This window comes from Streptomyces sp. NPDC050704 (genome assembly GCF_040654355.1).
Lineage (GTDB): Bacteria > Actinomycetota > Actinomycetes > Streptomycetales > Streptomycetaceae > Streptomyces.
The window spans coordinates 16,344-41,917 of sequence record NZ_JBFAHW010000031.1 but is presented as its reverse complement, the minus strand read 5'-3'; the positions used below and the strand labels follow the sequence as shown (position 1 = coordinate 41,917).

The following is a 25,574-nucleotide window of genomic DNA, read 5'->3' as shown; positions in this document are numbered from 1 at the left end:
TGTCGGATCGCCCAGACCCGGGCGGAGATTGACTTCGTTACGATCTCCAGCTTCCGAGTGTTGGAGGATGCCATGGGCGAACGCCCTGTCCACACGGTCGAAGTGCCCCTGGGTGACGGCAGCGACGAAGCGATCCGTGTCCAGATCCGCGAAGTGGACGAAACCCTTGTGCGGGTAGGTCGTGGTGCTCGCCCAGTGGCGCGCGCGGAGCGGTCCTTCGGCCAGATGCTGGACACCGTACGGCCGGTGGCGGAGAGCTTCGTGGGACGGTTCCGGGGACTGGCGAACGCGCCGGACGAGATCACGCTGGAGTTCGGGGTGTCGCTGTCGGCCGAGGCTGACGTCGTCATCGCCAGCACCGCGACGGCGGCCAATTTCTCCGTAACCCTTACGTGGAACCGGAGCGAGGAGCGCGGCCCAACAGACCATAATCAACAGGCGAGTTGAACTGACGGTGTGAAGGTGACGGTGTGACGGGGGACGTGGTGGCCGGGGCGGAGTCACGGAGCGCGGACGAGGTGCTGGCCTCGGCGGTGGTTCGTATCACGGGGAAGGACGGCGAGCCCGTCGGCGCGGGCTTTCTCGCCGCCCCGGACCTGGTACTGACGTGCGCCCACGTGGTGTCAGACGCGTTGGGACGGCCGCGCGAGGAGACGGTGACGGCCGGAATCGAGGTCACCGTCGACTTCCCGCTGGCGGAACCCCTGGCCGACGGTACCGACGACACCCGCCTCCCGGGTGGTACCGCCAAGGTCGAACACTGGATTCCGACCCGCCGCGACGCCACGGGCGACATCGTCGCCCTGCGGCTGCCGCACCCCGTCTCAGGTACTCGCCCGCTGCCCATGGCCCAACCCGAGAGCGTCTTCCAGCACGAGGCGCGCGTCGTGGGGTTCACCGGCGGCGAACCGGGTGCGATCTGGTTTCGGGGAAGACTCGGCGGTGCCACGAGCGAGGGCTGGTTCCAGCTCTCCCGGGCCGGTGGACAGGTCGTTCACATCAGAGAGGGATTCAGTGGCAGCCCCGTCTGGGACACCACGCTGGGTGCGGTGGTCGGCTTCGTCGTGGCCGCCCAACCCGCACAGGACGCCCAGCAGGCCTTCGTCCTCCATACGAGAGCCCTGCTGCGGGAGTTGCCCTGTCTCGTTTCGGAGATCCTTCCGACCTCGCCCTTCCGAGGCCTGGCCACCTTCCAGGAAAGTGACGAGGACGTCTTCTTCGGACGTGACGACGACATAGAGGACGTGATCACGGCCCTGCGCGGGGTTCACCCCGCCGTCGTCCTCTGCGGGCCGTCAGGCTGTGGAAAGTCCTCCCTGGCGTTGGCCGGTGTCGCCCCCCGGATACAGCGGGACGGGTACGAGGTGCTGGTGGTGGACGCGGGCAAGATCTCGTCACCGCGTACCGCCCTCGCCACCGTGCTGTACGAGGCCGTCCGGCAGGGACGGTACGGGCCGGAGCGGGTGAACAGCGCCGCCGAGGTGGAGTCGCTGCTCGGCCAAAAGGGCCTCGTGGACACACTTCACCTCGTGCGGGGAGGGGCGGGGGGCAGAGTCGTTGTCGTACTCGACCAGGCCGAAGCCCTCCTGGACCGCACCGAGACCGAGGTCGAGGAGGCCGTCGGGCTGCTTTTCCCCCAGCACCGCCCCGACGCGGGACTCCGAGTGCTGGCCACCCTGCGTGCCGACTTCATGGACGCGATGCTGAAGCACCCGCGGCTGGGTCCCGCGCTGCGGGGCGGCAGGACGCTTCCGCTCACACCGATGTCCAGGGACCAGCTCGCGGACGTGATCACCAGACCGCTGGAGCGGACTCCCGCGGTGACGTACGACCCCGGGCTCGATCAGCGCCTCCTGGACGACGCGGGTGGCGAACCGGGAATCCTGCCGCTGCTGGGCTTCGTACTGGAGAAGCTCTGGGAACGGCAGACCGCCGGGCGGCTGCGCGCGACGGCGTACGACGAGATGGGCGGTGTCTCCGGCGCGCTCCAGCAGCACGCCGGACAGGCCTGGAAGGAGTGCGTCGAAGGACAGCCGGCGCGCGAGGCCGAGGCGCCCCGGTTGCTCACCGGTCTCGTTCGGGTCCTGCCCGGAAGCGAGACCCCGCTGCGCCGCAGGCTCACCAGGGAGGAGGCGGGCGAGGCGGGATGGTGGCTCGCCAGGGCGTTCGCCGATCGGCGGCTACTCGTCCTGCACGGTGAGGAAGGGGAACCGGAGACCGCCGAGCTCGCGCACGAGGCGCTGATCACGGTCTGGCCTCAGCTGGACGAGCAGGTGAGGGCCGACAGCGAGTTTCTGGCGGGCCGGGCGGAGTTGGGCCATGACCTCGACCGCTGGACCCGGGGAGACAAGTCCACGGACCTGCTGCCCGGAGCACTTCAACTCGCGGCGCTGACCGGCAGGTTGAGGGACCGGGAGATGGAACTCACTGAGCGGGAACGGGACTTCCTCGTGCTCACCCGGCAGCGGCACCGGGCACGCCGGACCCGCAGGCGCGCCGCATGGACCGCCGTGGCCGTGGTGTTCGCGCTGATCGTCGGCCTGGGCACCTTCCTCATCTACCAGGCCCAGGTCAGCGCGGAGCGGGACGGGGAGGCGCGGTCGCGTGCACTGTCCATCCTCTCGGACGAGCGGGCGATGAGGGATCCCGGCCTGGCGGCCCTGGCAGCCATGGCCGCCCATGACATCTCGCCGACACACGAGGCCCGTAACGCGCTGATGCGCCGGTACGGAGCGTTCAAGGACGCCACGTGGATGCTGGGCGGGGCGGAGGGGAAGATCCGAGCGGTGGCCACCAGCAACGACGGTGCGGTGACCCTTGTGACGACGGAGAGAGGGCGCGCGACACTGTTCGTCCGCAGGGTCGGAAGCAGGGTGCTGCGCCAGCAGCTCGGCCTCGCGGTCAACGCCACCGTGCCGCTGGTCAGCAGGGACGGCCGGCGCATCGCCTATATGTCCAACGGGTACGGCGACCTGTTCTGGCACGACGTCGATCCCACGGCGGACAAGGTGCTGGGGCCCGCGAACCGCGTCCCGAGCGGCGAGTTCAAGAATCCGGGTCGGGCCGAGAATCTCTTCCTGAACCCCGTGGGTACCGCGGGCTTCTCCCCGGACGGGAACCGTGTGGCCACGGTGTCGGCGGACGGACGGCTGTGGCTGTGGGACCTGGCGACGAGTCGGAACCGAGAGCTCCCGGCGCGGCCGAAGGACGTGCAGGGCGTGTGGTTCGGTCCGGACGAGGACACGCTGGTCGCCCAGGTCCCCGACTCCGAGGCGCCGAGCTTGAAGTTCTCCGTCGCGGCGGTCGACATCGGCACCGGAAGGGCGCGGATGCTGGCGCATGGCGTCGACGAGAAGTCGGGAGTCGCGACCATCGGCCTGTCGGGAGACGGCGGTGTCCTTGCCGTCTGCGGAGACGGAACGGACGGAGGCTCGTCCACCTATCGGGCCGTACGCGTGGCGGACGGGCGAGAGCTGACGCGCTACGAGTCCGACGCCGACACCTTCTCGTGCCACGAGATCACCGTGGACCGGAAGGGCGACCACTTCGCGACATCGACGGGAAGCGGCGAGTGGGTCTTCGTCGACACACGGCGGAGGAAGGGAACGGCACGCAAGACCCTCGGCGCCACCACCGGCGAGATCACCGGAATGCCTCTCCTCGGAGACTCGCGCGACGCCGTCCTGGTGTCCTGGGACGAGAACGTGGTGGTCGCCCGGCCGACGAGCACGGACGTCTTCGACGTCTACGGCCTTCCGCTCCCGCTCGGCGACGGCGGGAAAATGGTGGTTCACCAGGGCACCCGCGGCGAAGGACTGGCCCTCGTCGACAGCCGTGAGGCGATGACCGCCCCGAACGGCCGGCTGAAGACCCTCGCTCGGACCGGGCGAGGCGCATCGGTGGACCCGGCGTTGGCTTCGGAGCCGATGAAGGTCAACCCCGCCGAAACACTGCTGGCCGATCTGGTCGGCCCGAACAGGATCGTGATCCGGGCCCTTCCATCCCTGCGCCGGGTGGCGGAGATCACCATCTCCATGCCGCCCCTCGGCGCGAACCGGAAGATCGTTCCGCCGTACTTCGGATTCGTCGACGACGATGAACTCCTGACGGTCTCCGGTAGCCGGATCGAGCAGTGGAACGCCCGGGACGGGCTGCCGCTGGTGAAGACGATCGACGCAAGCGATCTCGGACTCACCGAGCGGGAGTCACCGGATTTCTTCGTGCGCCCCCACCCCAGACCGGGCTATCTGCAGATCAGCGTGACGGGTGAACCCACGGTTCACGCCGTCGACCGCCGTACGGGCAAGGAGAACAAGAGTCTCCGCATGACATTCGGTAGGGACTTCGTCGCCGCGGTGTTCACGAGGAACGGGCGGTACGCGGTCGTGATGAACACCGGCAGCATGCTCGAGGGCTGGTCGGTGTCGACCGGGCGGAAGCCGAAAAGAGTATTCGGTCCACTCGGCCCGCCACTGGTGACGGATGCGGCGCAGCTGAGAGCCGTGGGCGACTCACAGTTCTTTCTCGCCAATGGAAACTACGTGCGCTTCCTGCAGTTCTCGGACCTCGACCGCATGGAGTCGTACGACTTCGTGGAGGACCAGACCTTCTATGCGGCCTCCAGCGACGGCAAGACGCTCGTGCGGGGCGTGGAAGGGGGTGGCATGGACCTGTTCCGGCTCGACCCCGAGCTCTGGAAACGCCACCTGTGCCGCATCGTCGGCCGCGACCTCACCGATGACGAACGCCGCAGCCTCCCCTCGGGGCTGCCGGACCGGATCTGCCCGGCATGAGACCGAACGGCTGAACCGGTGGGTTGAACTCCCCCTAAGACAGGGGGAGTTCAACCCACCAAGCGGTGCTACCAGATCGCCTCGACCCACTCCGGGTGGTCGATGAACGGGTTCCGGTTCTTCTGGTAGGTGTCGTAGATGACCTGGTTGCGCTTCTCCTCGAAGGCGCTGGGCGGGTCTTCTGCGTTCCACGCCTTGAGTACGGAGAGCTTGCCCATGTAGGGGTTGCTGCCGTTGGCGACCTTCTCGTTGGGTTCGAGGTCGGCCCAGCCGTCGTCGCCCTCGTAGCGCACGGTCATGTACAGGATCATGCGGGCCACGTCGCCCTTGTCCGCGTCACGCGGCTCGAAGGAGTCGGAGTCGGTCAGGCTGCCGCCCCCGCCGCTGACCGTGCTACCGCCGTTGTCGAAGTCCTTGTTGCCGCGGATGCTGTTGACCTGGACGTCCGCGGGACGCAGGTGGTGCAGGTCCGTGCCGGGGCCGGTCGCCTCGCCGAAGTCGCCGTGCGACTTGGCCCACGTGTGCTCGCGGTTCCAGTCGCCGACGTCACCGCCGTTGAGGGACTTGGCGCGCGAGATACCGCTGTAGAGCAGGATCACGTTGTTGCTGTTGTTCGGGTCCTGGTCGGTGGCCATGAGCGCGTTCCAGACCGCGGAGTACGAGAGCTTGGTCTGGGGGGTGATGATCGTGTGGAGGGAGGACTTCAGGCTCGTGCCGGTCTTGCCGATCGCGTTCTTGTAGTACGTGCTGTCGTACGCGGTGGTCGTGGCGCTCGCGGGAGTCGCGGCGACCGTCGGAAGGGTGAGGCCGACGAGGACGGCGGAGACGCTCGCCGCCATCACCTTCCATCTGCCTATCTGCGCAACGGACATGGGGGTGCCCTTTCCCGGGGACGGCACGCGCCTGAACGCGGGAGTCTCCTCAATGGAGCCGTGTTCTACGCGTGTTGACTCTTCGGTCAATCGGGAGCGTGGCATGGACACGGCACCGGCCGTGTAACCGGGACGAGGCTTTTATGTGACGTTCTCGCATACGACGCAACCTCCGGCCCTTCCCAGGTCAGGGGCTGTATCGCGCAAGGGTTATCCCCAATCGGCGGAGGGATTGCCCTAATTGACGTCCGAAGTGCTGCCGTGTTACGGCACCCAGGCCGTCACGTGGTCGCGTGGTAAGTAGGTAAGGATTCGTACAGCCCGTACAACCTTTCCCCTGAGTCTGTGAGTCATGTGGGGCGAGTGTGCCGAGGCGCACGCACGTCCGTACCCGAGGGGACAGGGAACCTCCATGACTCACCGAATATCCCGGCATGCCCGCATGCTCTGCGTCGGCCTCGGCGCCGGAATGCTGGTACCACTCTCCGTGGCGGCGACACCCGCCGCGGCCGCCACGGCCCCGCAGGTCAGCTGCACGTCCGCTCAGGCGGGCCTGGCCACCAAGCTCCAGCGGCACATCACCGCCGCCCTCGCGAACCGCAGGGGCACGGTCGCCGTAGGCCTGCGCGACCGGACCACCAACACCACCTGCACACTCAGATCGTCCACGGCCTACGACTCGGCCAGCATCGTCAAGGTGACCGTGCTCGCCACGCTGCTCTGGGACGCCAAGAAGCACAACCGCTACCTCACCCAGCGCGAGTCCGACCTGGCCACGGCCATGATCACCAAGTCGGACAACGCGGCGACCAGCAAGCTCTGGCAGCAGCTCGGCGTCTCCAAGGTGAAGGGCTTCCTCACCGCCGCCGGCATGACCCAGACCAAGCCGGGCGCGAACGGCTACTGGGGCCTCACTCAGATCACCGTCCGGGACGAACAGAAACTCCTCGCCCTCCTCACCGCCAGGAACTCGGTGCTGAGCGACAACGCCCGCGCCTACACCCTCAAACTCATGGGCAGAGTCATCTCCTCCCAACGCTGGGGCACACCGGCGGGAGCACCCTCCACCGTCGCCGTCCACGTCAAGAACGGCTGGCTGTCCCGCTCCACGCACGGCTGGCGGGTCCACAGCGTCGGCACGTTCAAGGGCGGCGGCCACGACTACACGATCTCGATCCTCACCCACGGCAACAGCACGATGAACTACGGCGTCACCACGATCCAGGCCGTGGCCCGGGCCATCCACAAGGATCTCGTACCGACCACCACGAGCACCCAGCGCTACACCCCCACGAGCACGCCCAAGGAGGCGTTCCCGGCGGTGCCGCCCGCATGATCATCTGGCTCAACGGCACCTTCGGCGCCGGCAAGACCACGACCGCGAAAGAGCTCGTGTCCCTCCTCCCGAACGCCAGGGTGTTCGACACCGAGCAGGTCGGCTACATGCTGCGGCACGTCCTGGGAAAGCCCGTACGCCACTTCCAGGAGTTCCCACCGTGGCGCGCCCTGGTGGTGGAAACCGCCCGCCAGGTCCTCGACCACGTCGGCGGCACACTGATCATCCACCAGACCGTCCTGGAGAAGCCGTACTGGCGGGAGATCAGCAAGGGGCTGGCCGCGGCGGACATCCCCGTACGCCACTTCCTCTTACACGCCGACCAGAACACCTTGATCGAACGCATCCACAACGACACGGACCCAGAAAGCATCGGCGCCCTCCAATGGCGCCTGGACCACCTCTCCGACTACCAGGACGCCCTGCCCTGGCTACGCCGAGAGGCAGAGATCGTCGACACCACCTACACCTCCCCATCCCGAGTCGCAAAACTGATAACGGAAATGGCCACGACCCACTAAGAGCCCCGCCCCCACGCATCCGCAGCCGCGACTCGCCCCCGGGGCGGCGCCTTGCCGCCCACCCGGCGGTCAGCCGGGACTCGGCCGTGGCCGGGGCCGTGCCGTCCCCCTCCGCATCCGCATCCGCAGCCGCGACTCGGCCTCGGGGCGGGGCCGTGCCGCCCACCCGGCGGTCAGTCGGGACTCGGCCGTGGCCGGGGTCGTGTCGCCGCTCCTGGCGGTCGGTCGGGACGCGGTCGTGGCCGGGGTCGTGTCGCCGCTCCCGGCGGTCAGTGGGGACTCGGCCGTGGCCGGGACGGTGTCGTCCCTCCCGGCGGTCAGTCGGGACTCGGCCGTGGCCGGGGCCCTGCCGCCCACCCGGCGGTGAGCCGCGACTCAACCCCGGGGCGGGGCCGTGCCGGTACGTCATGCCCGTCGCGTAGGGCTCCCGCAAACGACGCCCACCATCCAACCCACAGTCGTATGCCCGGAAGGCGACGGGCAGACGTACCGGCACGGCCCCGCCCCGCCCACGCCATACCGTGGGCGGCATGCGCCTGACATCCCTACTCGCGACGTTCGGCTTGGCCACAGCCGCCTGCCTGACCACCGCGGCCGGCCCCGCCACCGCCCAGCCCGCCCGGCCCGCCCAGCCCGGCCAAGCCTGCTCACCGTCCCTCTCCATCAGCAGCTTCTCCGACGCACTCGACAAGACGACCTACGACGGCACCTTCGTCGGCAACCTCTCCGCCCTCGCCGTGGACCGCCACGGCGACATCGCCGCGCTCTCCGACCGCTCAGCCCTGTTCACCCTGAACCGCGACACCCTGAGCCCCACCACAGTCACCCCCCTCGCCGACGAAACCGGCACCGCCCTCGACTCCGAGGGCCTGGCCATCGACCGCGACGGCACCCGCCTGATCAGCTCCGAGACCGAGCCCGCCGTACGCCGCTACGACCGCGACGGCCGCATACTCGACCGCCTCCCCGTCCCCGCCGCACTCCAGGTCACCCCCGCCGGACGCGCCACCGCCAACCAGACCTTCGAGGGCCTGACCTTCCTCCCCGGCCGCCACACCCTGCTCGCCGGCATGGAAGGCTCCCTCACCGGCGACACCACAGGCATCGTCCGCTTCCAGACGTGGGACCGAACCCGTACGGACGCCTTCCGCCTCGCCGCCCAGTACGGCTACCGCACGGACACAGGCCTGAACGTCTCCGAGACCACGGCCACCCCCGACGGCCGCCTCCTCGTCCTGGAACGCGGCTTCACCCCGGGCGTCGGCAACACGATCCGCCTCTACGTCGCCGACCTGAGCCGCGCCACGAACACCACGGCCGTCGAGACCCTGACCGGCGGCCAGGCCGACGTACGGCTCGCCAAAAAGACCCTCCTGGCCGACCTCGTGAACTGCCCCACCCTGGGCGCCACCGCCAAGCAGCCCCAGCCCAACCCCCTCCTCGACAACATCGAGGGCATGACCGTCACCGGCCACAGGCACGGCCGCCTCAACCTCCTCCTGGTCAGCGACGACAACCAGAACGCCGTCCAGACGACCCGCCTCTACTCCCTCACCACCCGGCTCCCGAAGCCCTGACAGCCCCACACCCCCCTCCCGACCATTGCGGAGGGATGAAATCCGGTTCCTCCCGCGTTGGTGCCTTCCGGACGGCCAGGTCGACCAGGACGACCAGGACGCAAGAGAAACGGAAGGCACCAGGCGTGACAGAGCCGCAGCTGGGCTGGGCAAGACGACTGACCGGGTACGCCTGGCGGTACCCGAAGGACGTCGTGCTCGCGCTGGGCGCCTCACTGGGCGGCATGGCCGTCATGGCCCTCGTACCGCTGATCACCAAGGTGATCATCGACGACGTCATCGGGAACCAGACCCGTGACATGGCCCCCTGGGCAGGCGCCCTCATCGGCGCCGCCGTCATCGTCTACGTCCTCACCTACATCCGCCGCTACTACGGCGGCCGCCTCGCCCTGGACGTCCAGCACGACCTGCGCACGGACATGTACGCGACGATCACCCGTCTCGACGGCCGGCGCCAGGACGAACTCTCGACCGGCCAGGTGGTGGGCCGCGCGACCAGCGACCTCCAGCTCATCCAGGGCCTGCTCTTCATGCTCCCGATGACCATCGGGAACATCCTGCTCTTCCTGATCTCCCTCGGGATCATGGCCTGGCTGTCCCTCCCCCTGACCCTGGTCGCGCTGGCCGTGGCCCCCGCCCTCTGGGTCATCGCCAAACGCAGCCGCTCGAAGCTCCACCCCGCCACCTGGTACGCCCAGGCGCAGGCGGCCGCCGTGGCCGGCGTGGTCGACGGCGCGGTCAGCGGCGTACGAGTCGTCAAGGGCTTCGGCCAGGAGGACCAGGAAACCGGAAAGCTCCGCGAGATCGGCCGCAAGCTCTTCGCGGGCCGGCTCCGAACCATCCGCTTCAACGCCAGATACACCCCCGCCCTCCAGGCCGTCCCGGCCCTCGGCCAGGTGGCGATGCTGGCGCTCGGCGGCTGGCTCGCGGTGAGAGGCCAGGTCACCCTCGGCACGTTCGTGGCCTTCTCCTCCTATCTGTCCCAGCTCGTCGGCCCCGTCCGGATGCTCGCCATGGTGCTCACGGTCGGCCAGCAGGCCCGGGCCGGCGCCGAGCGCGTACTGGAGCTGATCGACACGGAGCCGTCCATCAAGGACGGCACCAAGCCGCTTCCCGCCGACGCCCCGGCGACCGTCGAGTTCGACGACGTGTCGTTCGGCTACGACGACGACCGCCCGGTCCTGGACGGCCTGTCCTTCGAGATCCACCCCGGCGAGACCCTCGCGGTGGTCGGCTCCTCGGGTTCCGGCAAGTCCACGGTCTCCCTCCTCCTCCCGCGCTTCTACGACGTGACCCGCGGCGCCGTCCTCATCGGCGGCCACGACGTACGCGAGCTGACCCTCGACTCCCTCCGCGCGGCGATCGGGCTCGTCCCCGAGGACTCGTTCCTGTTCTCGGACACCGTGCGCGCGAACATCGCGTACGGCCGCCCCGGGGCCACCCAGGAGCAGATCGAGACCGCCGCCCGCGCCGCCCAGGTGGACCGTTTCCTCGCCGAGCTGCCCGACGGCTACGACACCAAGGTCGGCGAACAGGGCCTCAGCCTCTCCGGCGGCCAGCGCCAGCGCGTCGCCCTGGCCCGCGCGATCCTCACGGACCCGCGCCTGCTGGTCCTCGACGACGCGACCTCGGCCGTCGACGCACGCGTGGAACACGAGATCCACGAAGCCCTCAAACACGTCATGGAGGGCCGCACCACCCTCCTCATCGCCCACCGCCGCTCCACCCTCAACCTCGCCGACCGCATCGCCGTCCTCGACGACGGACGGCTCGCCGACATCGGTACGCACGAGGAGCTGACGGAACGCTCACCGCTGTACCGGCGGCTGCTCACCGACCCGGACGAGCTGGGCGGCGTCTCGCCCGGTCACGCCCAGCCCTCCTGCCCGTGCGAGGACACGTCCGTACGGGAGGAACTGGACGCCGAGTTCGACGCCGAGCGCGGCGTCACCCCGCACCTGTGGACCGGTGACCGCGAGCCCCGGGACACCGCGATGGACGGGACGCCGGCGACCCCCGAACTCCTCGCGCAGGTCGACGCGCTGCCCCCCGCCACCGACACCCCCGGCATCGACGAGGCCCGCGCGGTCAGGCCCGAGGAGTCGTACGGACTCCGCCGCCTCCTGCGCGGGTTCGGGCTCCCTCTCCTCGTCAGCCTCGGCCTCGTCGCCGTGGACGCGGGGATGGGCCTGCTCCTGCCCGTCCTGATCCGGCACGGCATCGACCAGGGCGTCTCCGAGGTCGCCCTCGGCGCCGTCTGGGCGGCGTCCGCGCTCGCCCTGGGCACCGTCCTCGTCCAGTGGGTGGCGCAGACCGGCGAGATCCGCATGACCGGACGCACCGGCGAACGCGTCCTCTACTCACTCCGGTTGAAGATCTTCGCGCAGCTGCAACGCCTCGGACTCGACTACTACGAGCGGGAGCTGACCGGCCGGATCATGACCCGGATGACGACGGACGTGGACGCGCTGTCCACGTTCCTCCAGACCGGTCTGGTCACCGCCTTCGTCTCCGTCGTCACCTTCTTCGGCATCATGGTCGCCCTGCTGGTGATCGACGTGGAGCTGGCGCTGGTCGTCTTCGCGACGCTGCCGCCGCTGATCATCGGTACGTTCTTCTTCCGCCGGTCCAGTGTGAAGGCGTACGAACTCGCCCGTGAGCGGGTGTCCGTGGTGAACGCCGACCTCCAGGAGTCGGTGGCAGGGCTGCGGATCCTCCAGGCGTTCCGGCGCGAGGGTGCCGGCGGGAAGCGGTTCGCGGAGGGCAGTGACAGCTACCGCAAGGCCCGTATCCGCGGGCAGTGGCTGATCTCGATCTACTTCCCGTTCGTCCAGCTGCTGTCGTCGGTCGCGGTGGCCGCGGTGCTCGTCGTGGGCGCGGCACGGGTCGACGCGGGCACCCTCACGGTCGGCGCGCTGGTGGCGTACCTCCTCTACATCGACCTGTTCTTCGCGCCCGTGCAGCAGCTCTCGCAGGTCTTCGACGGCTACCAGCAGGCGACCGTCTCACTCGGCAGGATTCAGGAGCTGCTCCAGGAACCGACGTCGACCAAGGCCGCCGACGAGCCGTTGGAGGTCCTCTCCCTGCGCGGCGAGATCGCCTTCGAGGACGTCGACTTCGCGTACGGGGCGCAGGGTGAGACCGATGAGGCCGAAGAGGCCCTGAGCGGCGTGAAGTTGAGCATCCCGGCAGGCCAGACCGTCGCCTTCGTCGGCGAGACGGGCGCGGGCAAGTCGACCCTGGTCAAACTCGTGGCCCGTTTCTACGATCCCACCGGCGGCCGGGTCACGGTGGACGGCACGGACCTGCGCTCCCTCGACCTCACCTCCTACCGCCACCGGCTCGGCGTCGTCCCACAGGAGGCCTACCTCTTCCAGGGCACGGTCCGGGACGCCATCGCGTACGGGCGCCCGGAGGCCACGGACGCCGAGGTGGAGGCGGCGGCCCGGGCGGTCGGCGCGCACGACATGATCGCCACGCTGGAGGGCGGCTACCTCCACGAGGTCGCCGAGCGCGGCCGCAACCTCTCCGCGGGCCAGCGCCAGTTGATCGCACTGGCTCGGGCGGAGCTGGTCGACCCGGACATCCTGCTGCTCGACGAGGCGACGGCCGCCCTCGACCTGGCCACCGAGGCCCAGGTCAACCAGGCCACCGACCGTATCGCCGGGCGCCGCACCACCCTGGTCGTCGCCCACCGCCTGACCACGGCCGCCCGCGCGGACCGCGTCGTCCTCATGGCAGGCGGCCGGGTCGCGGAGGACGGCACACATGACGAGCTGCTCGAACTGGGCGGACGGTACGCGGAGTTGTGGCGGATGTTCGTGGGGGAGCCCGACCCCGCTTCGACCGTCAGTACTTCGTGACGGCCGTCAGCCGTCAGTACTTCGACGTGATGTCGGAGATCTTCCGGCTCTCCAGATCCGACCGCACCGTCAGATAGGTGTACGTCTTCTCGCCACCGGTGCCCGGCCCCGAGTCCCACGTCAGCCGCACCGTCGAGTAGGTGTGCCCCATGCCGCTGTCGCCCGGCGTCACCTTCCAGGCGCTCGGTACGTGCTGGGCGCGCAGGATGCCGTCCGCGTCGTTGCGCTTCTCCCACGCGAGCAGGCGCGAGCGCAGGTCGGAGGTCAGGTAGAACTCGCGCAACTCGGCCGCGGCGGAGTTGCTGCCCGGGTCGTTCGCCACGTCGATGTAGGCGCCGTAGAAGTGGGCGACCCGGTCGTAGACGGGGCCGGGACTTCCACTGCGGGCCGGCGCCGGGGGAGGGCCCGCGGAGCCTGCGGGGGCGTCGGCCACGGCGGGGACCGAAGCGGCCGTGGCGACCAGCGCGACGGCGACGAACCCCCGGCCGATCGTTCGTGTCGTTCGTGACCTCGTTCGTGAGCGATTCATGACGGACCACCTCTCGCTTCCGACCTGTCGGCCCACGGGTAAACGGGCGAGGTCGTCCCAAACCTGGCGAAAGGTGCCGGTGTTCCGTCGGCCGGACGGCGCAACCATCCGACGTACGTCATGCGTCCGTACATCCGTACGCCGATTGCAGCGGGCTGCGGAGGGACACCAGTGGACATGGGCGCGATACGCCGACGCCTGGCGCTCGGTACGGCCGTGCTGACCGTCTCGGGGCTGCTGGCGCTAGCGGGCCCGGGCACGGGTGACGCGGAGGCGGCCGCGCTCTGCGCCGGGCGGAAGATGCGCACGCTGACCTTCTCCACCGGTTACGTCGAGGTCTTCAAGAAGCGCGGTTACGTGTGCGCGGTGACCTACCCCAAGCGGGTGGGCGCCCGTAAGCACATGAAGGTGAGTGTGCAGGCGCGCGGGAGCCGGCCGGTGGTCGACAAGGGCCGGTACAAGAGGCGCGCGGGGCCGGTGACCGTGCACGCGGGGGGCCGCTGCGTGTGGATCAGGGCCGCCGTCGGCTCGGGCTCGGTGAGCTCGGGCTGGATTCTCTGCTGAGTCGAGCGATCTTCCTGGCATTCTGTCCGTAATGCCCCCAACATCCCCTGGTGCGACGGCAGTTGCTCCGCTAGGTTCCGGCGGACATCTGCGTATTCCAGGGGAGAACGTATGCGCAAGACGCTCAGATGGCTGTTGTCACTCGTGGTGCTCATAGGCACCGTGAGCACGGCCGGGGCGGCCACCGCCGCCCAGCCGGACGCCACCGGCACCACAGAAACCACCGGCACAACCGGTACCACCGCGGACATCAAGGACCGGCTCCTCGCGATACCGGGCATGAGCCTGGTCGAGGAGAAGCCGTACACCGGCTACCGCTTCTTCGTCCTCACGTACGACCAGCCGGTCGACCACCGGAACCCGTCCAAGGGCACGTTCAAGCAGCGGATCACCGTGCTGCACAAGGACACCTCGCGCCCGACGGTCTTCTACACCGGCGGCTACAACGTCTCCACGAACCCGAGTCGCCGCGAGCCGACCCAGATCGTGGACGGCAACCAGATCTCGATGGAGTACCGCTTCTTCACTCCGTCCCGGCCCGAGCCGGCCGACTGGAGCAAGCTCGACATCTGGCAGGCCGCCAGCGACCAGCACCGCATCTTCAAGGCCCTCAAGCCCATCTACGACAAGAAGTGGGTCTCCACGGGCGGCTCCAAGGGCGGTATGACCGCCACGTACTTCGAGCGCTTCTACCCGCGTGACATGGACGGCGTCGTCGCGTACGTCGCGCCCAACGACGTGGTGAACAAGGAGGACTCGGCGTACGACCGCTTCTTCGCGAAGGTCGGCACCAAGGAGTGCCGCGACCGGCTGAACGGCGTGCAGCGCGAGGCACTCGTACGCCGGGAGCCGCTGAAGCAGAAGTACGCGGAGTTCGCCGCGGCGGGGGACTACACCTTCACCACGGTCGGCAACCTCGACAAGGCGTACGAGGCCGTCGTCCTCGACTACGTGTGGGGCTTCTGGCAGACCAGGATGCTCGCCGAGTGCGACATGATCCCGGCGGACGCGAAGAACGCCACGGACGACGAGATCTGGGCCTCGGTCGACGAGATCACGGGCTTCGCCTCCTACACGGACCAGGGCCTGGAGCCGTACACGCCGTACTACTACCAGGCGGGTACGCAGCTCGGCGCGCCGACCATCGGCTTCCCGCACATCGAGAAGAAGCTGATCCGGTACGGGTACCAGCCGCCCCGGAACTTCGTGCCGCGCGACATCTCCATGAAGTTCCAGCCGTGGGCGATGCTCGACGTCGACACGTGGGTCAAGCGCAACGCGAACCAGATGCTGTTCGTGTACGGCCAGAACGACCCGTGGGGCGCGGAGCCGTTCCGCCTCGGCAAGGGCGCCCGTGACTCGTACGTCTTCACGGCCCCCGGCCTGAACCACTACGCCGGCGTCGCGAACCTCGTACCCGACCAGAAGGCCCTCGCCACGGCCCGCATCCTGGAGTGGGCGGGCGTCGCCTCGGCCGCGGTCCAGGCGGACCCGGAGAAGGCCAAGCCGCTGGCCAAGTACGACTCGAAGCTGGACAAGCGCAAGGTGGAGCGCCAGCTCCGGCCGTAACCGGCCACCCAGGCAGTTCGGTAGGCAGTTCGGTAGGTAGTTCCGCCAAGTAGTTCCCTCGGCAACTGCCCTGCCGCGTCCGCCCGTTGAAGCCCGTCGGCCACGTCACTCAGGCCCTCGGCTACAGCGGGCGGGCGCAGCCCACCGGCTTCGCCCCGCCCAGCTGGACGTACAGCGCCGTCGACGCCGGGCAGCCGGTGCGCTCCTTCACCGCGGCGGTCACCTTGTACTCCGGGGACTCCTTGCCCTTGCCGTCGCAGGCCGTCTCGCGGACCTCGCCCGCTCCCGCGCTGTAGACGCAGTCGCCGACGATCGTGCGCGGACCTCCGCCGCCGCCCGGGTCGCCGGGGTGCGGAGCCTGCAGATTGCGCATACAGGCATAGCCCTGCGGGACCGCGCCGTCGCCGTCCTCGTCGGCGGAGGGCTTCTGCTCGCTGACGTGCAGCACGAAGTCCGTGGTGGCGGGACACGACGGCCCCTCGCCCACCTTGCCGTCGTACCGCGCGACCACCCGCGCCGCCGCCCGCTCACTGGTGCACGGCACCTCGGTGAACGTCTCGCGCCCGAACGAACTGCACTCCTTGGTCGCCAGGAACGCCGTCCCGTACCCCGAGGGCCGTGTCGGAGCCGACGTCGGCTCCTCCCTCCCGCCGTCCCCGGACCCGGACCCGTCCCCGGACCCGGACGATGCCTGGCACCCCGAGAGCACCGCCGCCACCACCAGCATCAGCAGCGCGCACACCACCCCCGCGCCCCGGACCCCAGCACCCCGCGAACGCCCACCACGGATACCACGGGCACCACGTGCACCCACGCCTCGTGCTTCACGCATGGCACTCCCCCGATTCCCCGCGCCCAGCGTGACCCTCGCGGCAGGGCCACGCCAGACAAACGGGGGTGCTTTGCGTAACTTGAGGGCGGTCCGCCGGGTGTGCGGCGTACGTCTAGTACGTCAGCCCGTGTCCGATCGGATACAGCACCTGGGCCGGGTCGTCCGCCCGCTGCACCGGCACCGGCAGCCTCCCCACCGGGCCGACCCGCCCCGCGAGCACCCGTACCGCGGCGCGCAGCTCGACATCAGTCCAGGAGTATGCCGCCAAGTAGGCCTTCACATCGGGGAGTTGAGCCACGTCGTACGGATTACGGATGGCCAGCGCGACCACCGGGCGCCCGGTCGCGAGCAGCCGGTCCACGAGCGTCCGCTGGGTGGAAGCCGCCGTGACGTTGTACGTACCGACGAGCACCGCGTCCACGTCCTGAGCCGCCGCCACCGCCTTGTCGATGGTGGCGGCGGTGGGTGCCGTCCCCGTGGAGAGGACCGTGGCGGTGAAGCCCAGCTCGGTGAGCGCGGCCGCCAGTACGGTCGTGGGCGGGCCGGTGGTGCCGGACGGCGAGGCGGGGTCGGCGCCGACGACGAGCACCTTCCTGTGCGTACGACGCGACAGCGGGAGCAGGCCCGCGGAGTTCACCAGCAGCGTGGTCGTGTGCTCGGCGATCCGGTCGGCCGTGTCGAGATGCTTCCTGATGCCGACCGTCCGGTCGACGCCCCGGTGCGTGACGTACGGCTGGTCCAGCAACCCCAGCTTGGCCTTGAGTCGCAGGACGCGCAGGATCGACTCGTCGAGCCGGGCCTCCGTCAGCTCACCGCCGCGTACGGCCTGGAGGACCGCGTTCCAGGCGATGTCGAGCTTCGGCGGGTTGAGGAGCTGGTCGACGCCGGCCTTCAGGGCGAGGACGGGCACGCGGTCGTCGCCGTACTTCGTGCGGACGCCCTCCATGCCGAGCGAGTCGGTCACCACGACCCCGTCGTAGCCGAGCCGTTCGCGCAGGATGCCGGTGAGGATCGGGCGGGAGAGGGTGGCCGGGTCGCCGGACGGGTCGAGCGCCGGGACCATGATGTGCGCGGTCATGATGGAGTCGATGCCGGCCGCGATCGCCGCCTCGAACGGGGGCGCGTCGAGCCGCCCCCACTGCTCCTCCGTGTGCTCGATGACCGGGAAGCCGTAGTGGCTGTCCGTCTCTGTGTCGCCGTGTCCCGGGAAATGCTTCGACGTGGCGGCAACCCCGGCGCTCTGGTAGCCCTTCACCTGAGCCGCCACCAGCCTGGCCACGGCTTGCGGATCGGCGCCGAAGGACCGTACGCCGATGACCGGGTTGGCCGGGTTCACGTTCACGTCGGCGACCGGCGCGTAGTCCTGGCGGACGCCCATCGCGCGCAGCTCCGCGCCGCCGATCCGCCCGGCCTCGCGGGCGTCGCCCCGCGAACCGCCCGCGCCGAGGGCCATCGCCCCCGGGAAGAGCGTCGCGGGCTCGCCGACCCGCGCCACAATCCCGTGCTCCTGGTCGGTGGAGATGAGGACGGGCAGCCCGCGCGGCTGTTCCAGGGAGGCCTGCTGGATCCCGTTGCTCAGGTCCGCGATCTGGTGCGGCTCGCGGGTGTTGTGCGCCCAGCCGAAGTAGATGATGCCGCCGACCCGGTACTTGGCGACCAGCTCGGCCGCCGTCCGTACGCCGATCTCTTTGAGGTTGGCGTCGATGTCGGCCTGGTCGGGCGCGGTCGCCGAGTGGCCGTACACCCGCATGACGAAGAGCTGCCCGACCTTCTCTTCGAGGGTCATACGGGAGATGAGGGCGCGGAGTTTCGAGTCGGGATGCCTGCCGGCGCTGCCCTTGTCGCTGTCGTCCTTGGCTCGTGCAGGGGTGACGCCGGCGGCGACGGTCGCCGCCGCGCCCGCGGTCGCCGCGAGCAGCGTACGTCTGGAGGTGTGCACGTGCGCTCCTTCCGGAGAGGGCCCGGAGGGCCCGTGGAGGGGCGAGTATGAAGGAAACTTCCAAGGAGTCACGGATATCCGGGAAATTTCTGCCAGTCAAGGGCGCGCACAGCCCGGACGGCGGATCAGGTGGCGGCCAGGGCCGGGTGAGGGGCCGTCATCGGCGCAGTTGGAGGGGGGCGCGCCGATGACGGCGTGCTGCCGGCCGCAGGCGGCGGAGAGGGTAAGTCAGCGATCGCAGCCAGCAGCGAAGCCGACACCGCTCTGCGGAGACTCATCCGACAGCATGCGAATTGGACGGAGGGTGGCGGAGATGGGTTCCCCCGTTTCCGCGGATTCCCCGAAGTCGGTACGAATGGGTACGGGAGTGCTCAACGAGACTGCTGTGGTGCTGTTTTGGGCCGGAGTGCGCGGAGATCCCTGTGCAGAACGGCGATCACCGAGTACACCGGCGGCAGGATCGCCAACGGCAGGAGCAGCAGGGCCACCGCGGTCGGGGTGATCAGGACCAGGACGCCGGTGACCCACACGTTGTCGCCGCTGATCCGGAGCATGCCGAGACCGAGCAGGTGGGCGACGGGGGCGGCCGCGTACCGGAGCAGGAAGAAGACGAGTACGACGGCGGCCGTGAGCGGCAGGCCGATGCGGAACGTCTTCCACCGCGCGCGCCGGGTCAGCACCCAGGAGCGACGCACCGCGACCCGCGACGAGGTGTTCTTGGCCACGAGCGTGTCCGCGGCCACGGACAGGCGGAGGCAGACGAGGAGACCGAGCCCCGCGATGGCGATCGGCAGGCTCCAGCCCACGATCCGGTACTGCATGGTCGCGGTCTCACCCACGTTCGTGACCTCGACACCGGGCACGGCGCCCACCTCGACGGCGGCCCACAGCACGAACCCCAGAAAGGCCGTACCGCCGGCGAGCAGCCAGATCAGCCCCTGGACTCGGAGAGCACCGCCGATGCGTGGCCGCGTGTGCGCCCACAACTCCCCGACGCCCCCGATGCTCTCTCGGTCGTAGTCATCGTCGTCATCGTCCAAGGCGCGCTCGAAGGCGACGGCGTATGCGGCGCGCAGTACGGCGAGGACGACGAACGCGACGATCAGCAGCAGGACCGTGACGACGGCTCCGACATCCCGGAGCGAGTCCATCTGATCGGCGTACGCCGTGTAGGAGTCCTCGGAAGCGATGGAGTATTCCGCGTCGCTCCGCGCGTCCTCGAAGTCACCCCACGACACGAGGAATCCGGCCGCCACGATGCCGCCGCCGACGAGGGTTGTGAGCACGGCGACGGCGAGCGTGAAGCCGTAGATAGGCCGCCAGGTACGACCGAGGGCGTGGAGCGCTTCGCGGATGAGCATCAGTGGTGGGGGGTGGTCCTGACCTCGGCTATGAAGGCGTCCCAGGCGGCGGGGGAGAGGTGGAGGAAGGGGCGCGAGATGTCTTTGGAGTCGCGCACGTGGATGGTGGAGGTCGTGGCGACCTCTACGCATTCGCCGCCGCTGGAGTCGCTGTAGCTGCTCTTGAACCACGTCAGTTGGGTCATAGCTCACCTGCCAACTGCTCGATCAGGGCGACGGATTCCTCCGGGTGGAGGGCCTGACTTCTGATCATCGCATAACGGCGTGCCAGAAACCCGACCTCGTCTGGCCTGGAGACGAGGGTGCTCTGGCCGTTGCCTTCCATGTACACCAACGTGGTGTTCTCCGGAGTCTCAAGAACAGTCAACGGGCCCTGGAGACCCGCGTGTCCGGCCTTGGCCATCGGCATGACCTGGAGCACCACGTTCGGCCGCTTCGCGCAGGCGACCAGGTACTCGTGCTGCGCGCCCATGACTTCAGGGCCACCGGTCTGCCGCCGTAGCGCCGCCTCTTCGAGGATGACGTTGATGACGCAGACCGGCTTGCGATCGAAGAGTGCCTTGCGTTCCATGCGAGCCGAGACCAACTGCTCGACCTCGTCCTCCTCCAAGGGCGGGAACGCGCAGTTCAGTACAGCGTGGGCGTACTCGGGCGTCTGCAAAAGCCCATGCACGAGCTGCGTGCAGTACGACGACACACTCAGCGCCTCCTGCTCAAGCTGCACGAACCCCTGAAAGTGAGCCGGATACCGCTCCAACCGCAAATACTTGGTCGCCGCCCCCACCAAACCGAACGCATCCAGCGCCTTCTCCGCCGCCTCGATGAACTCGTCCGTCGCGGGCTTGGCGCAAGTCTCCACTGCGCTCACCGCCGCGCCCGTGTAGTTCATGCGCTCACCCAACTCGTTCTGGGACAGCCCCGCCTTCGTACGCAACATGCGCAGCACCTCCGCGAAGTACTGCGCGGCAGGTGACGACGAGTTCTTCTTGGGCTGCGCCATAGCTACCGAACCCTTCCCCTCAACGCTCTCAACGCCCTCAACACGGCTCAACGGCAATCAACGCCCACCCAGGCCGAGTTGCCCGCCCCGGGCGTCGACGCCAGGTCACTGGTGACGGTAGCGACCAGGCTCGACAGTGTTCCTGTGAACACAGAAAGTGACGGAGTAAACCTCCGGGTCAAAACCTGGCGGCGAAAGCTCACGCCAGTGACCCGCTCGGTTCCGGAGGCGCGCCGCGGCGCCAGATCCGTACTCCTGGAATGGCGCATCCCCACCGACGCCGCCGACGCCATCGAGCTGATCGTCTCGGAGCTGTCGACGAACGCCGTACGCCACGCCCGCGTCCCCGGCCGCTTCTTCGAGGTGGCCCTCACCTACGACGGCGAGAAGACGATCGACGTGGAGGTCTCCGACGCCTCGCCCCACCTCCCGGAGTCCCAGGTGCCCGCCCCGGACGCGGAGTCGGGCCGAGGCCTCCCGCTGGTGGAGGCACTCTCCGAGAGCTGGGAACTCAGAGCCCGCGTGATCGGCAAGACGGTGTGGGCCAGGGTGCTCTGCTGACCGACCGGTCGCTACGAGGACTCGGCGGAGCCCGTGTCCAGCGCGGTGTCCACCGCGTCGTCGAGCTGCTCGCGCAGGTAGGGGCACTCCCGGACCGGATCAGGGTCCGGGCATGCCAGCAGGTGCTCCAGCGTCCTGTGCGCGTCCTGCAAGTGGCGGATCCGCTCCTGGAGGGCGTCCGCGGACGTGCTCAGCACGTCGTGCCAGCCCGGCTGCTCCCGCTCCTGCTCCTTCTCGCGCCCCCGCGCTGGCGCGTCGGCGAGCAGCGTCGCCGTGTCGGCCAGGTTCACCAGCCCCTGCCGGTGCAGGCGTTGGATCAGCGCGAGCCTGCGTAACTCGCCGCGCCCGTAGTAGCGCACGTTTCCCTTGCGCTCCACGGGCGTGAGAAGCCCCAGCCTGTCGTAGTACCGCAGGGCGGACACCCGCATGCCGAAGTGCCGGGCCACGAAACTGATCGAGTAGCGCTCGTTCCTCATACCGGCCATTGAACTGAAGCTGACTTCAGCGTCCACGATGACGGCATGACCGCTCCAGAGAATGTTCCAGAGAGTCTTCCGGACGATGTTCCGGTCCTGGTGGTCGGCGGCGGCCCTGTCGGGCTGTCCACGGCGTTCTTCCTGGCCTGCCACGGCGTACGCCCGCTCGTCGTCGAGAAGCGTGCCACCACCGGACAACGCCCCCGGGCCAACACCAGTCCGCGCACGATCGAACTGTTCCGCGCGGCCGGACTCGGCACGGCGCTCGAACAGGTCGGGTGGGTGCCGGAGAACCCGTACGGCATGGTGTTCAAGGAACGCGGCGTCGGCCCGGTACTCGTACGCAACCGTCAACCACCGCGTTACGCCCACCGGTTGATGACCTGCACCCCTGCCCCGCGCCTGATGGCAACCAGTGACCAGTTGGAAAAGCTCCTGGTGAAGGAGGTACGCGCCCGTGGCGGCGAGGTGCGGTTCGGCGCCCACCTCGTGGAATTCGACGCGGGCGACGCGGGCGACACGGGCGATGGAGGCCATGCGGACGACGACGGCGTACGGGCCACGGTCGTCAACACGGCCACCGGCGAGCGGACAGAGATCACCGCCGCCTATCTGATCGGCGCGGACGGGGCCCGCAGCGGTATCCGCGACCGGCTCGGCCTCACCATGCCCGACCTGGAGACCGTCGGCACGGTCACCACCGCCATCTACCGTGCCGACATCGACGAACTCCGCCGCGACCGCGAGTCGAGGTTCTGTTTCGTGCGCAACGCCGAGGTCTACGCCGCGATCGGCAAGGTCGACGGCAAGGACCTCTGGGGGACGCACATCATGGACTACCCGGGAAAGCCCGACGGCCCGGTACAGCTGCCCCGCGAGCGGATCGTCGAACTGCTGCACGCCGCGATCGGTGATCCGACGGTGTCCGTCGAGCTGCTGGCGGCGACTCCCTGGGAGGCGAGGCTGGGCCTGGCATCGGGTTTCCGGCGGGGCCGGGTGTTCCTGGCCGGCGACGCGGCCCACGTGCAGACGTCCGCCGGCGGGCTCGGCATGAACACCGGCATCCAGGACGGGCACAACCTCGCCTGGAAACTGGCCGCCGTGCTGCACGGCCAGGCCGCACCCGCACTGCTGGACACGTACGAGGCCGAGCGCCGCGCCGCCGCCGCGGTATCGGTCGGCTTCTCGCGCTTCGCGACCCGAGACGTCGGCATCGGTATCGGCATCGGCTCGTCCGAGGGGCAGGAGCCGGACGCCTTGTTCGAGGCCCACGCGGACATCCACTTGCGCGCCATGATGTTCTACCGCTACCAGTCCGACGCCGTCATCACCGACGACCGGCCCGAGGCGGACCCCGATGCCCTCGATGTCTTCGACGACGACGCGCGACCCGGATACCGGCTGCCGCACCACTGGCTCACCTCCGGCCAGGACGGCAAGGCCCGGGTATCCACGGTGGACATCGCGGGACCGCACTGGCTCCTGCTCGCCGGACCGCAGGGCCATCCCTGGCTGTCGGCCGCGGCGTCGTCGGACCTCGGCATCGAGGTGCGCGCCCACCGCGTCATCCCTGACACCGACACCGACGCCGGTGCCGACGCGTACGCCGATGACGTGCTCGGCGACCCGGACGGCACCTTCTGCCAGGTCGCCGGGATCGGGCCGGACGGCGCGGTACTGGTCCGGCCCGACGGATTCGTCTGCTGGCGCGCCCCCGCACTCGGCACCGATCCGCACGAAGCCCTACGAGACACGGTGAGCCGGGTCCTGGGCCACACGCGCGTGGTCACGCCGACTCGTTGAGCAACCGTCCCAGATGCTCCCGGCCCGCACCGAGCAGCCCCTCAAGCGGCGCGGCCGACTCGTACCACCGCTTCTCGTACTCCCAGCACAGCCACCCGTCCCACCCCTCGCGACTGAGCAGCTCGACGCACTCGGTGAGCGGCAGGACGCCGGTGCCGAGCGGCAGCGGGGTCGTGTCGTCGGCGGAGGCGATGTCCTTGACCTGGACGTAGCCGAGGTACGGGGAGAGCGCGGCGTACGTCGACGAGGGCTGTTCGCCGCCGAGCCAGGTGTGCATGACGTCCCAGAGGGAGCCGACCTGGCGGTGTCCGACCAGGCCGAGGACGCGGATCGCGTCGGCGCCGGTGCGGTGCGAGTCGTGGGTCTCAAGCAGGATGCGTACGCCCAGGTCGGCGGCGTACTCCGCGGCCGTGCCCAGTCGGCGGGCGGCCGTCGCGTCGGCTTCGGCGGGGCTCTGCTCGGTGCCGCCGCCTGGGAAGACGCGGACGAAGGGGGCGCCCAGGTCCCGGGCCAGTTCGAGGAGCGCCCGCAGTTCGGCCAGTACGGGGCCGTCGTCGCCCGGCGCCGCCACGCGCGCGTACCCCGCGAGGCCCAGGATCTCGATGCCCGCACTCTTGAACTCGGCCGCCACATCGGCCCGTTCGGGGAGGCCCAGGCCGGGGTGGACCGGCTCCTCGGGATGCGCGCGCAACTCGACACCGTGGTAGCCGTGCGCGGCCGCGAGCCGTACCACGTCGCTGATCGGGAGTCCGGGGACACCGAGGGTGGAGAAGGCCAGCTTCATGCCCCGGACCCTACCCGTCACTCGTCTCGTATCACTCGTCCGCCGTCACTCCTGTGGGCCGTGCAGATCAAGGCGCCAGTCCTGGCCTACGAGATCGACACCGAAGGAGCGGTGCGGTTTCTCCGCGAGGAGGACGAAGCCGTGGCGCTGGTAGATGCGGCGGGCCGAGGACAGGACGTCGTTCGTCCACAGGACCAGCTCGCGGTAGCCGACGCCCCGCGCGAACTCGACGCAGGCCCGCACGAGGCGGTCCCCGACACCCAGCCCGCGCGCCTCCGGCTCGACGAGCAGGAGGCGCAGGCGGGCGGCGCCGGGCGCGTCGTCCCGTACGCACATCACGCAGCCCACCGGCCGGCCGTCCAGCTCCGCGATCCACACCCGCTCCAGATGCGGGTCGTGGTCCTCGGCGAAGTCGGCGACGATCCGGGCGACCAGGCCCTCGTAATCCGTGTTCCAGCCGTACTCGGCGGTGTAGAGCGCGGCGTTGCGCTGCACGATCCAGCCGAGGTCGCCAGGGCCGGGTTCACGCAGCACCACGTCCTCGCCCCGCGGTGGCCGGCGCCCGTCGGAGAGGATTTCGCGGACCTCGTGCATCGCCTTGGCGAGGCGGGGCCGGTCGCTCGGCGGGACGGTCGACAGCAGCGAGCCGATCGTTTCGCGCGACCGCTCGTCGAGGAGGCCGGCGGTCTCCCGCCCGCGGACCGTGAGCGTGATCCGCTGCCGCCGGGTGTCCTTCTCCGACGGCGCCCGCTTGATCAGCCCGTCCTTCTCGAACTTCGCGAGCATCCGGCTCAAGTAGCCCGAGTCCAGGCAGAGTTCGGTACGGAGGTCCGCCGCGTCCGTACGGGGGGAGTGGGCGAGTTCGTACAGCACGCGGGACTCCGTGAGCGTGTACGGGGCGTGCAGCCGGCGGCTGTAGTCGAGCGCGCCGATCAGGTTCGTGTAGAAGCGGTTGAAGGCACGGATCTCTTGAACGGTCATGACACCTGGCACCTGCCTCGCGGCTCACGCTGGTCTGGGTCTGGGTCTGGGTGGTGAGTGGATGGTGACTGGATAGCTGACTCAGTCAGAGATTATGCCGTGCGGGGCGGTGTCCCGTATGGGATTTCATCCGTTTCCCACCCCCGCTCTCCGCCGACTTCGCTGTTAGCGTCGCGACTTGGGTCACTGGGGCCACAGGGGCAGGGGGAAGGC

The 25,574-nt window shown here is 69.5% G+C and carries 21 protein-coding genes; 11 read left to right on the top strand and 10 right to left on the bottom strand.

Translation table 11 applies throughout. From position 1 onward, the window contains the following. The first annotated feature begins 72 nt into the window (after positions 1–72). Entirely contained in the window at positions 73–447 is a 375-nt protein-coding gene (locus AB0I18_RS19870) for a CU044_2847 family protein (protein WP_363106828.1), read from the top strand. Between the two features lie 23 nt (positions 448–470). Then, positions 471–4,793, top strand: coding sequence for a trypsin-like peptidase domain-containing protein (locus AB0I18_RS19865; RefSeq protein WP_363106827.1), 4,323 nt, complete (start codon positions 471–473; stop codon positions 4,791–4,793). A 68-nt stretch (positions 4,794–4,861) separates the two neighbouring features. On the opposite strand, the gene AB0I18_RS19860 is transcribed toward AB0I18_RS19865, so the two are convergent. Beyond that, complete coding sequence (locus tag AB0I18_RS19860; protein ID WP_363106826.1) at positions 4,862–5,665, bottom strand: endonuclease; 804 nt, start codon at positions 5,663–5,665, stop codon at positions 4,862–4,864. A gap of 442 nt (positions 5,666–6,107) precedes the next feature. On the opposite strand from AB0I18_RS19860, the gene AB0I18_RS19855 reads away from it, so the two are divergent. The 5 genes from AB0I18_RS19855 (at position 6,108) to AB0I18_RS19835 (ending at position 12,962) form a co-directional block, all read left to right on the top strand. Continuing rightward, entirely contained in the window at positions 6,108–7,001 is an 894-nt protein-coding gene (locus tag AB0I18_RS19855) for a serine hydrolase (RefSeq protein ID WP_363106873.1), read from the top strand. After that, positions 6,998–7,522, top strand: a complete 525-nt coding sequence (locus tag AB0I18_RS19850; protein ID WP_363106825.1) for an AAA family ATPase — start codon at positions 6,998–7,000, stop codon at positions 7,520–7,522. Before AB0I18_RS19855 ends, AB0I18_RS19850 begins: the two co-directional genes overlap by 4 nt. Positions 7,523–7,712: 190 nt before the next feature. After that, positions 7,713–7,889 (top strand): hypothetical protein, encoded by a 177-nt coding sequence (locus AB0I18_RS19845; protein WP_363106824.1) that lies wholly within the window; start codon positions 7,713–7,715, stop codon positions 7,887–7,889. Between the two features lie 163 nt (positions 7,890–8,052). Next, positions 8,053–9,099, top strand: a complete 1,047-nt coding sequence (locus tag AB0I18_RS19840; protein WP_363106823.1) for an esterase-like activity of phytase family protein — start codon at positions 8,053–8,055, stop codon at positions 9,097–9,099. A gap of 125 nt (positions 9,100–9,224) precedes the next feature. Beyond that, on the top strand, positions 9,225–12,962 hold the full coding sequence (locus tag AB0I18_RS19835; RefSeq protein WP_363106822.1) for an ABC transporter ATP-binding protein: 3,738 nt from the start codon (positions 9,225–9,227) through the stop codon (positions 12,960–12,962). A 13-nt stretch (positions 12,963–12,975) separates the two neighbouring features. Here the strand turns inward: AB0I18_RS19835 and AB0I18_RS19830 are convergent, their stop codons facing one another. Then, entirely contained in the window at positions 12,976–13,491 is a 516-nt protein-coding gene (locus AB0I18_RS19830; RefSeq protein WP_363106821.1) for a hypothetical protein, read from the bottom strand. Positions 13,492–13,662: 171 nt separating this feature from the next. Here AB0I18_RS19830 and AB0I18_RS19825 point away from each other — a divergent pair, with 171 nt between their 5' ends. Together AB0I18_RS19825 and AB0I18_RS19820 are read left to right on the top strand one after the other, a co-directional pair. Further along, positions 13,663–14,055 (top strand): hypothetical protein, encoded by a 393-nt coding sequence (locus AB0I18_RS19825; RefSeq protein WP_363106820.1) that lies wholly within the window; start codon positions 13,663–13,665, stop codon positions 14,053–14,055. A 111-nt stretch (positions 14,056–14,166) separates the two neighbouring features. After that, positions 14,167–15,624, top strand: coding sequence for a S28 family serine protease (locus AB0I18_RS19820; protein WP_363106819.1), 1,458 nt, complete (start codon positions 14,167–14,169; stop codon positions 15,622–15,624). A gap of 121 nt (positions 15,625–15,745) precedes the next feature. Here the strand turns inward: AB0I18_RS19820 and AB0I18_RS19815 are convergent, their stop codons facing one another. The 5 genes from AB0I18_RS19815 to AB0I18_RS19795 form a co-directional block, all read right to left on the bottom strand. Further along, positions 15,746–16,351, bottom strand: coding sequence for a hypothetical protein (locus AB0I18_RS19815; RefSeq protein ID WP_363106872.1), 606 nt, complete (start codon positions 16,349–16,351; stop codon positions 15,746–15,748). Positions 16,352–16,568: 217 nt separating this feature from the next. Further along, positions 16,569–18,395 carry a glycoside hydrolase family 3 protein gene (locus AB0I18_RS19810; protein WP_363106818.1) on the bottom strand — a complete coding sequence of 609 codons (1,827 nt, stop codon included), beginning with the start codon at positions 18,393–18,395 and terminating at the stop codon, positions 16,569–16,571. Between the two features lie 371 nt (positions 18,396–18,766). After that, positions 18,767–19,756 (bottom strand): hypothetical protein, encoded by a 990-nt coding sequence (locus AB0I18_RS19805; RefSeq protein ID WP_363106817.1) that lies wholly within the window; start codon positions 19,754–19,756, stop codon positions 18,767–18,769. Beyond that, on the bottom strand, positions 19,756–19,941 hold the full coding sequence (locus AB0I18_RS19800) for a DUF397 domain-containing protein (protein ID WP_363106816.1): 186 nt from the start codon (positions 19,939–19,941) through the stop codon (positions 19,756–19,758). The genes AB0I18_RS19805 and AB0I18_RS19800 overlap by 1 nt, the downstream gene beginning before the upstream one ends. Beyond that, positions 19,938–20,756 carry a helix-turn-helix transcriptional regulator gene (locus AB0I18_RS19795; RefSeq protein ID WP_363106815.1) on the bottom strand — a complete coding sequence of 273 codons (819 nt, stop codon included), beginning with the start codon at positions 20,754–20,756 and terminating at the stop codon, positions 19,938–19,940. The genes AB0I18_RS19800 and AB0I18_RS19795 overlap by 4 nt, the downstream gene beginning before the upstream one ends. A 207-nt stretch (positions 20,757–20,963) precedes the next feature. Between AB0I18_RS19795 and AB0I18_RS19790 the strand changes: the two genes are divergently transcribed. Then, positions 20,964–21,317 carry an ATP-binding protein gene (locus AB0I18_RS19790; protein WP_363106814.1) on the top strand — a complete coding sequence of 118 codons (354 nt, stop codon included), beginning with the start codon at positions 20,964–20,966 and terminating at the stop codon, positions 21,315–21,317. Positions 21,318–21,328: 11 nt separating this feature from the next. Here the strand turns inward: AB0I18_RS19790 and AB0I18_RS19785 are convergent, their stop codons facing one another. Then, positions 21,329–21,793, bottom strand: coding sequence for a MerR family transcriptional regulator (locus AB0I18_RS19785; RefSeq protein WP_363106813.1), 465 nt, complete (start codon positions 21,791–21,793; stop codon positions 21,329–21,331). Positions 21,794–21,838: 45 nt separating this feature from the next. Between AB0I18_RS19785 and AB0I18_RS19780 the strand changes: the two genes are divergently transcribed. Further along, complete coding sequence (locus AB0I18_RS19780) at positions 21,839–23,596, top strand: FAD-dependent monooxygenase (RefSeq protein WP_363106812.1); 1,758 nt, start codon at positions 21,839–21,841, stop codon at positions 23,594–23,596. Here AB0I18_RS19780 and AB0I18_RS19775 read toward each other — a convergent pair. Both AB0I18_RS19775 and AB0I18_RS19770 read right to left on the bottom strand, forming a co-directional pair. Further along, positions 23,580–24,380, bottom strand: a complete 801-nt coding sequence (locus tag AB0I18_RS19775; protein ID WP_363106811.1) for a sugar phosphate isomerase/epimerase family protein — start codon at positions 24,378–24,380, stop codon at positions 23,580–23,582. The genes AB0I18_RS19780 and AB0I18_RS19775 overlap by 17 nt on opposite strands. 45 nt (positions 24,381–24,425) lie before the next feature. Further along, on the bottom strand, positions 24,426–25,361 hold the full coding sequence (locus tag AB0I18_RS19770) for a bifunctional helix-turn-helix transcriptional regulator/GNAT family N-acetyltransferase (RefSeq protein WP_363106810.1): 936 nt from the start codon (positions 25,359–25,361) through the stop codon (positions 24,426–24,428). Positions 25,362–25,574 lie beyond the last annotated feature (213 nt).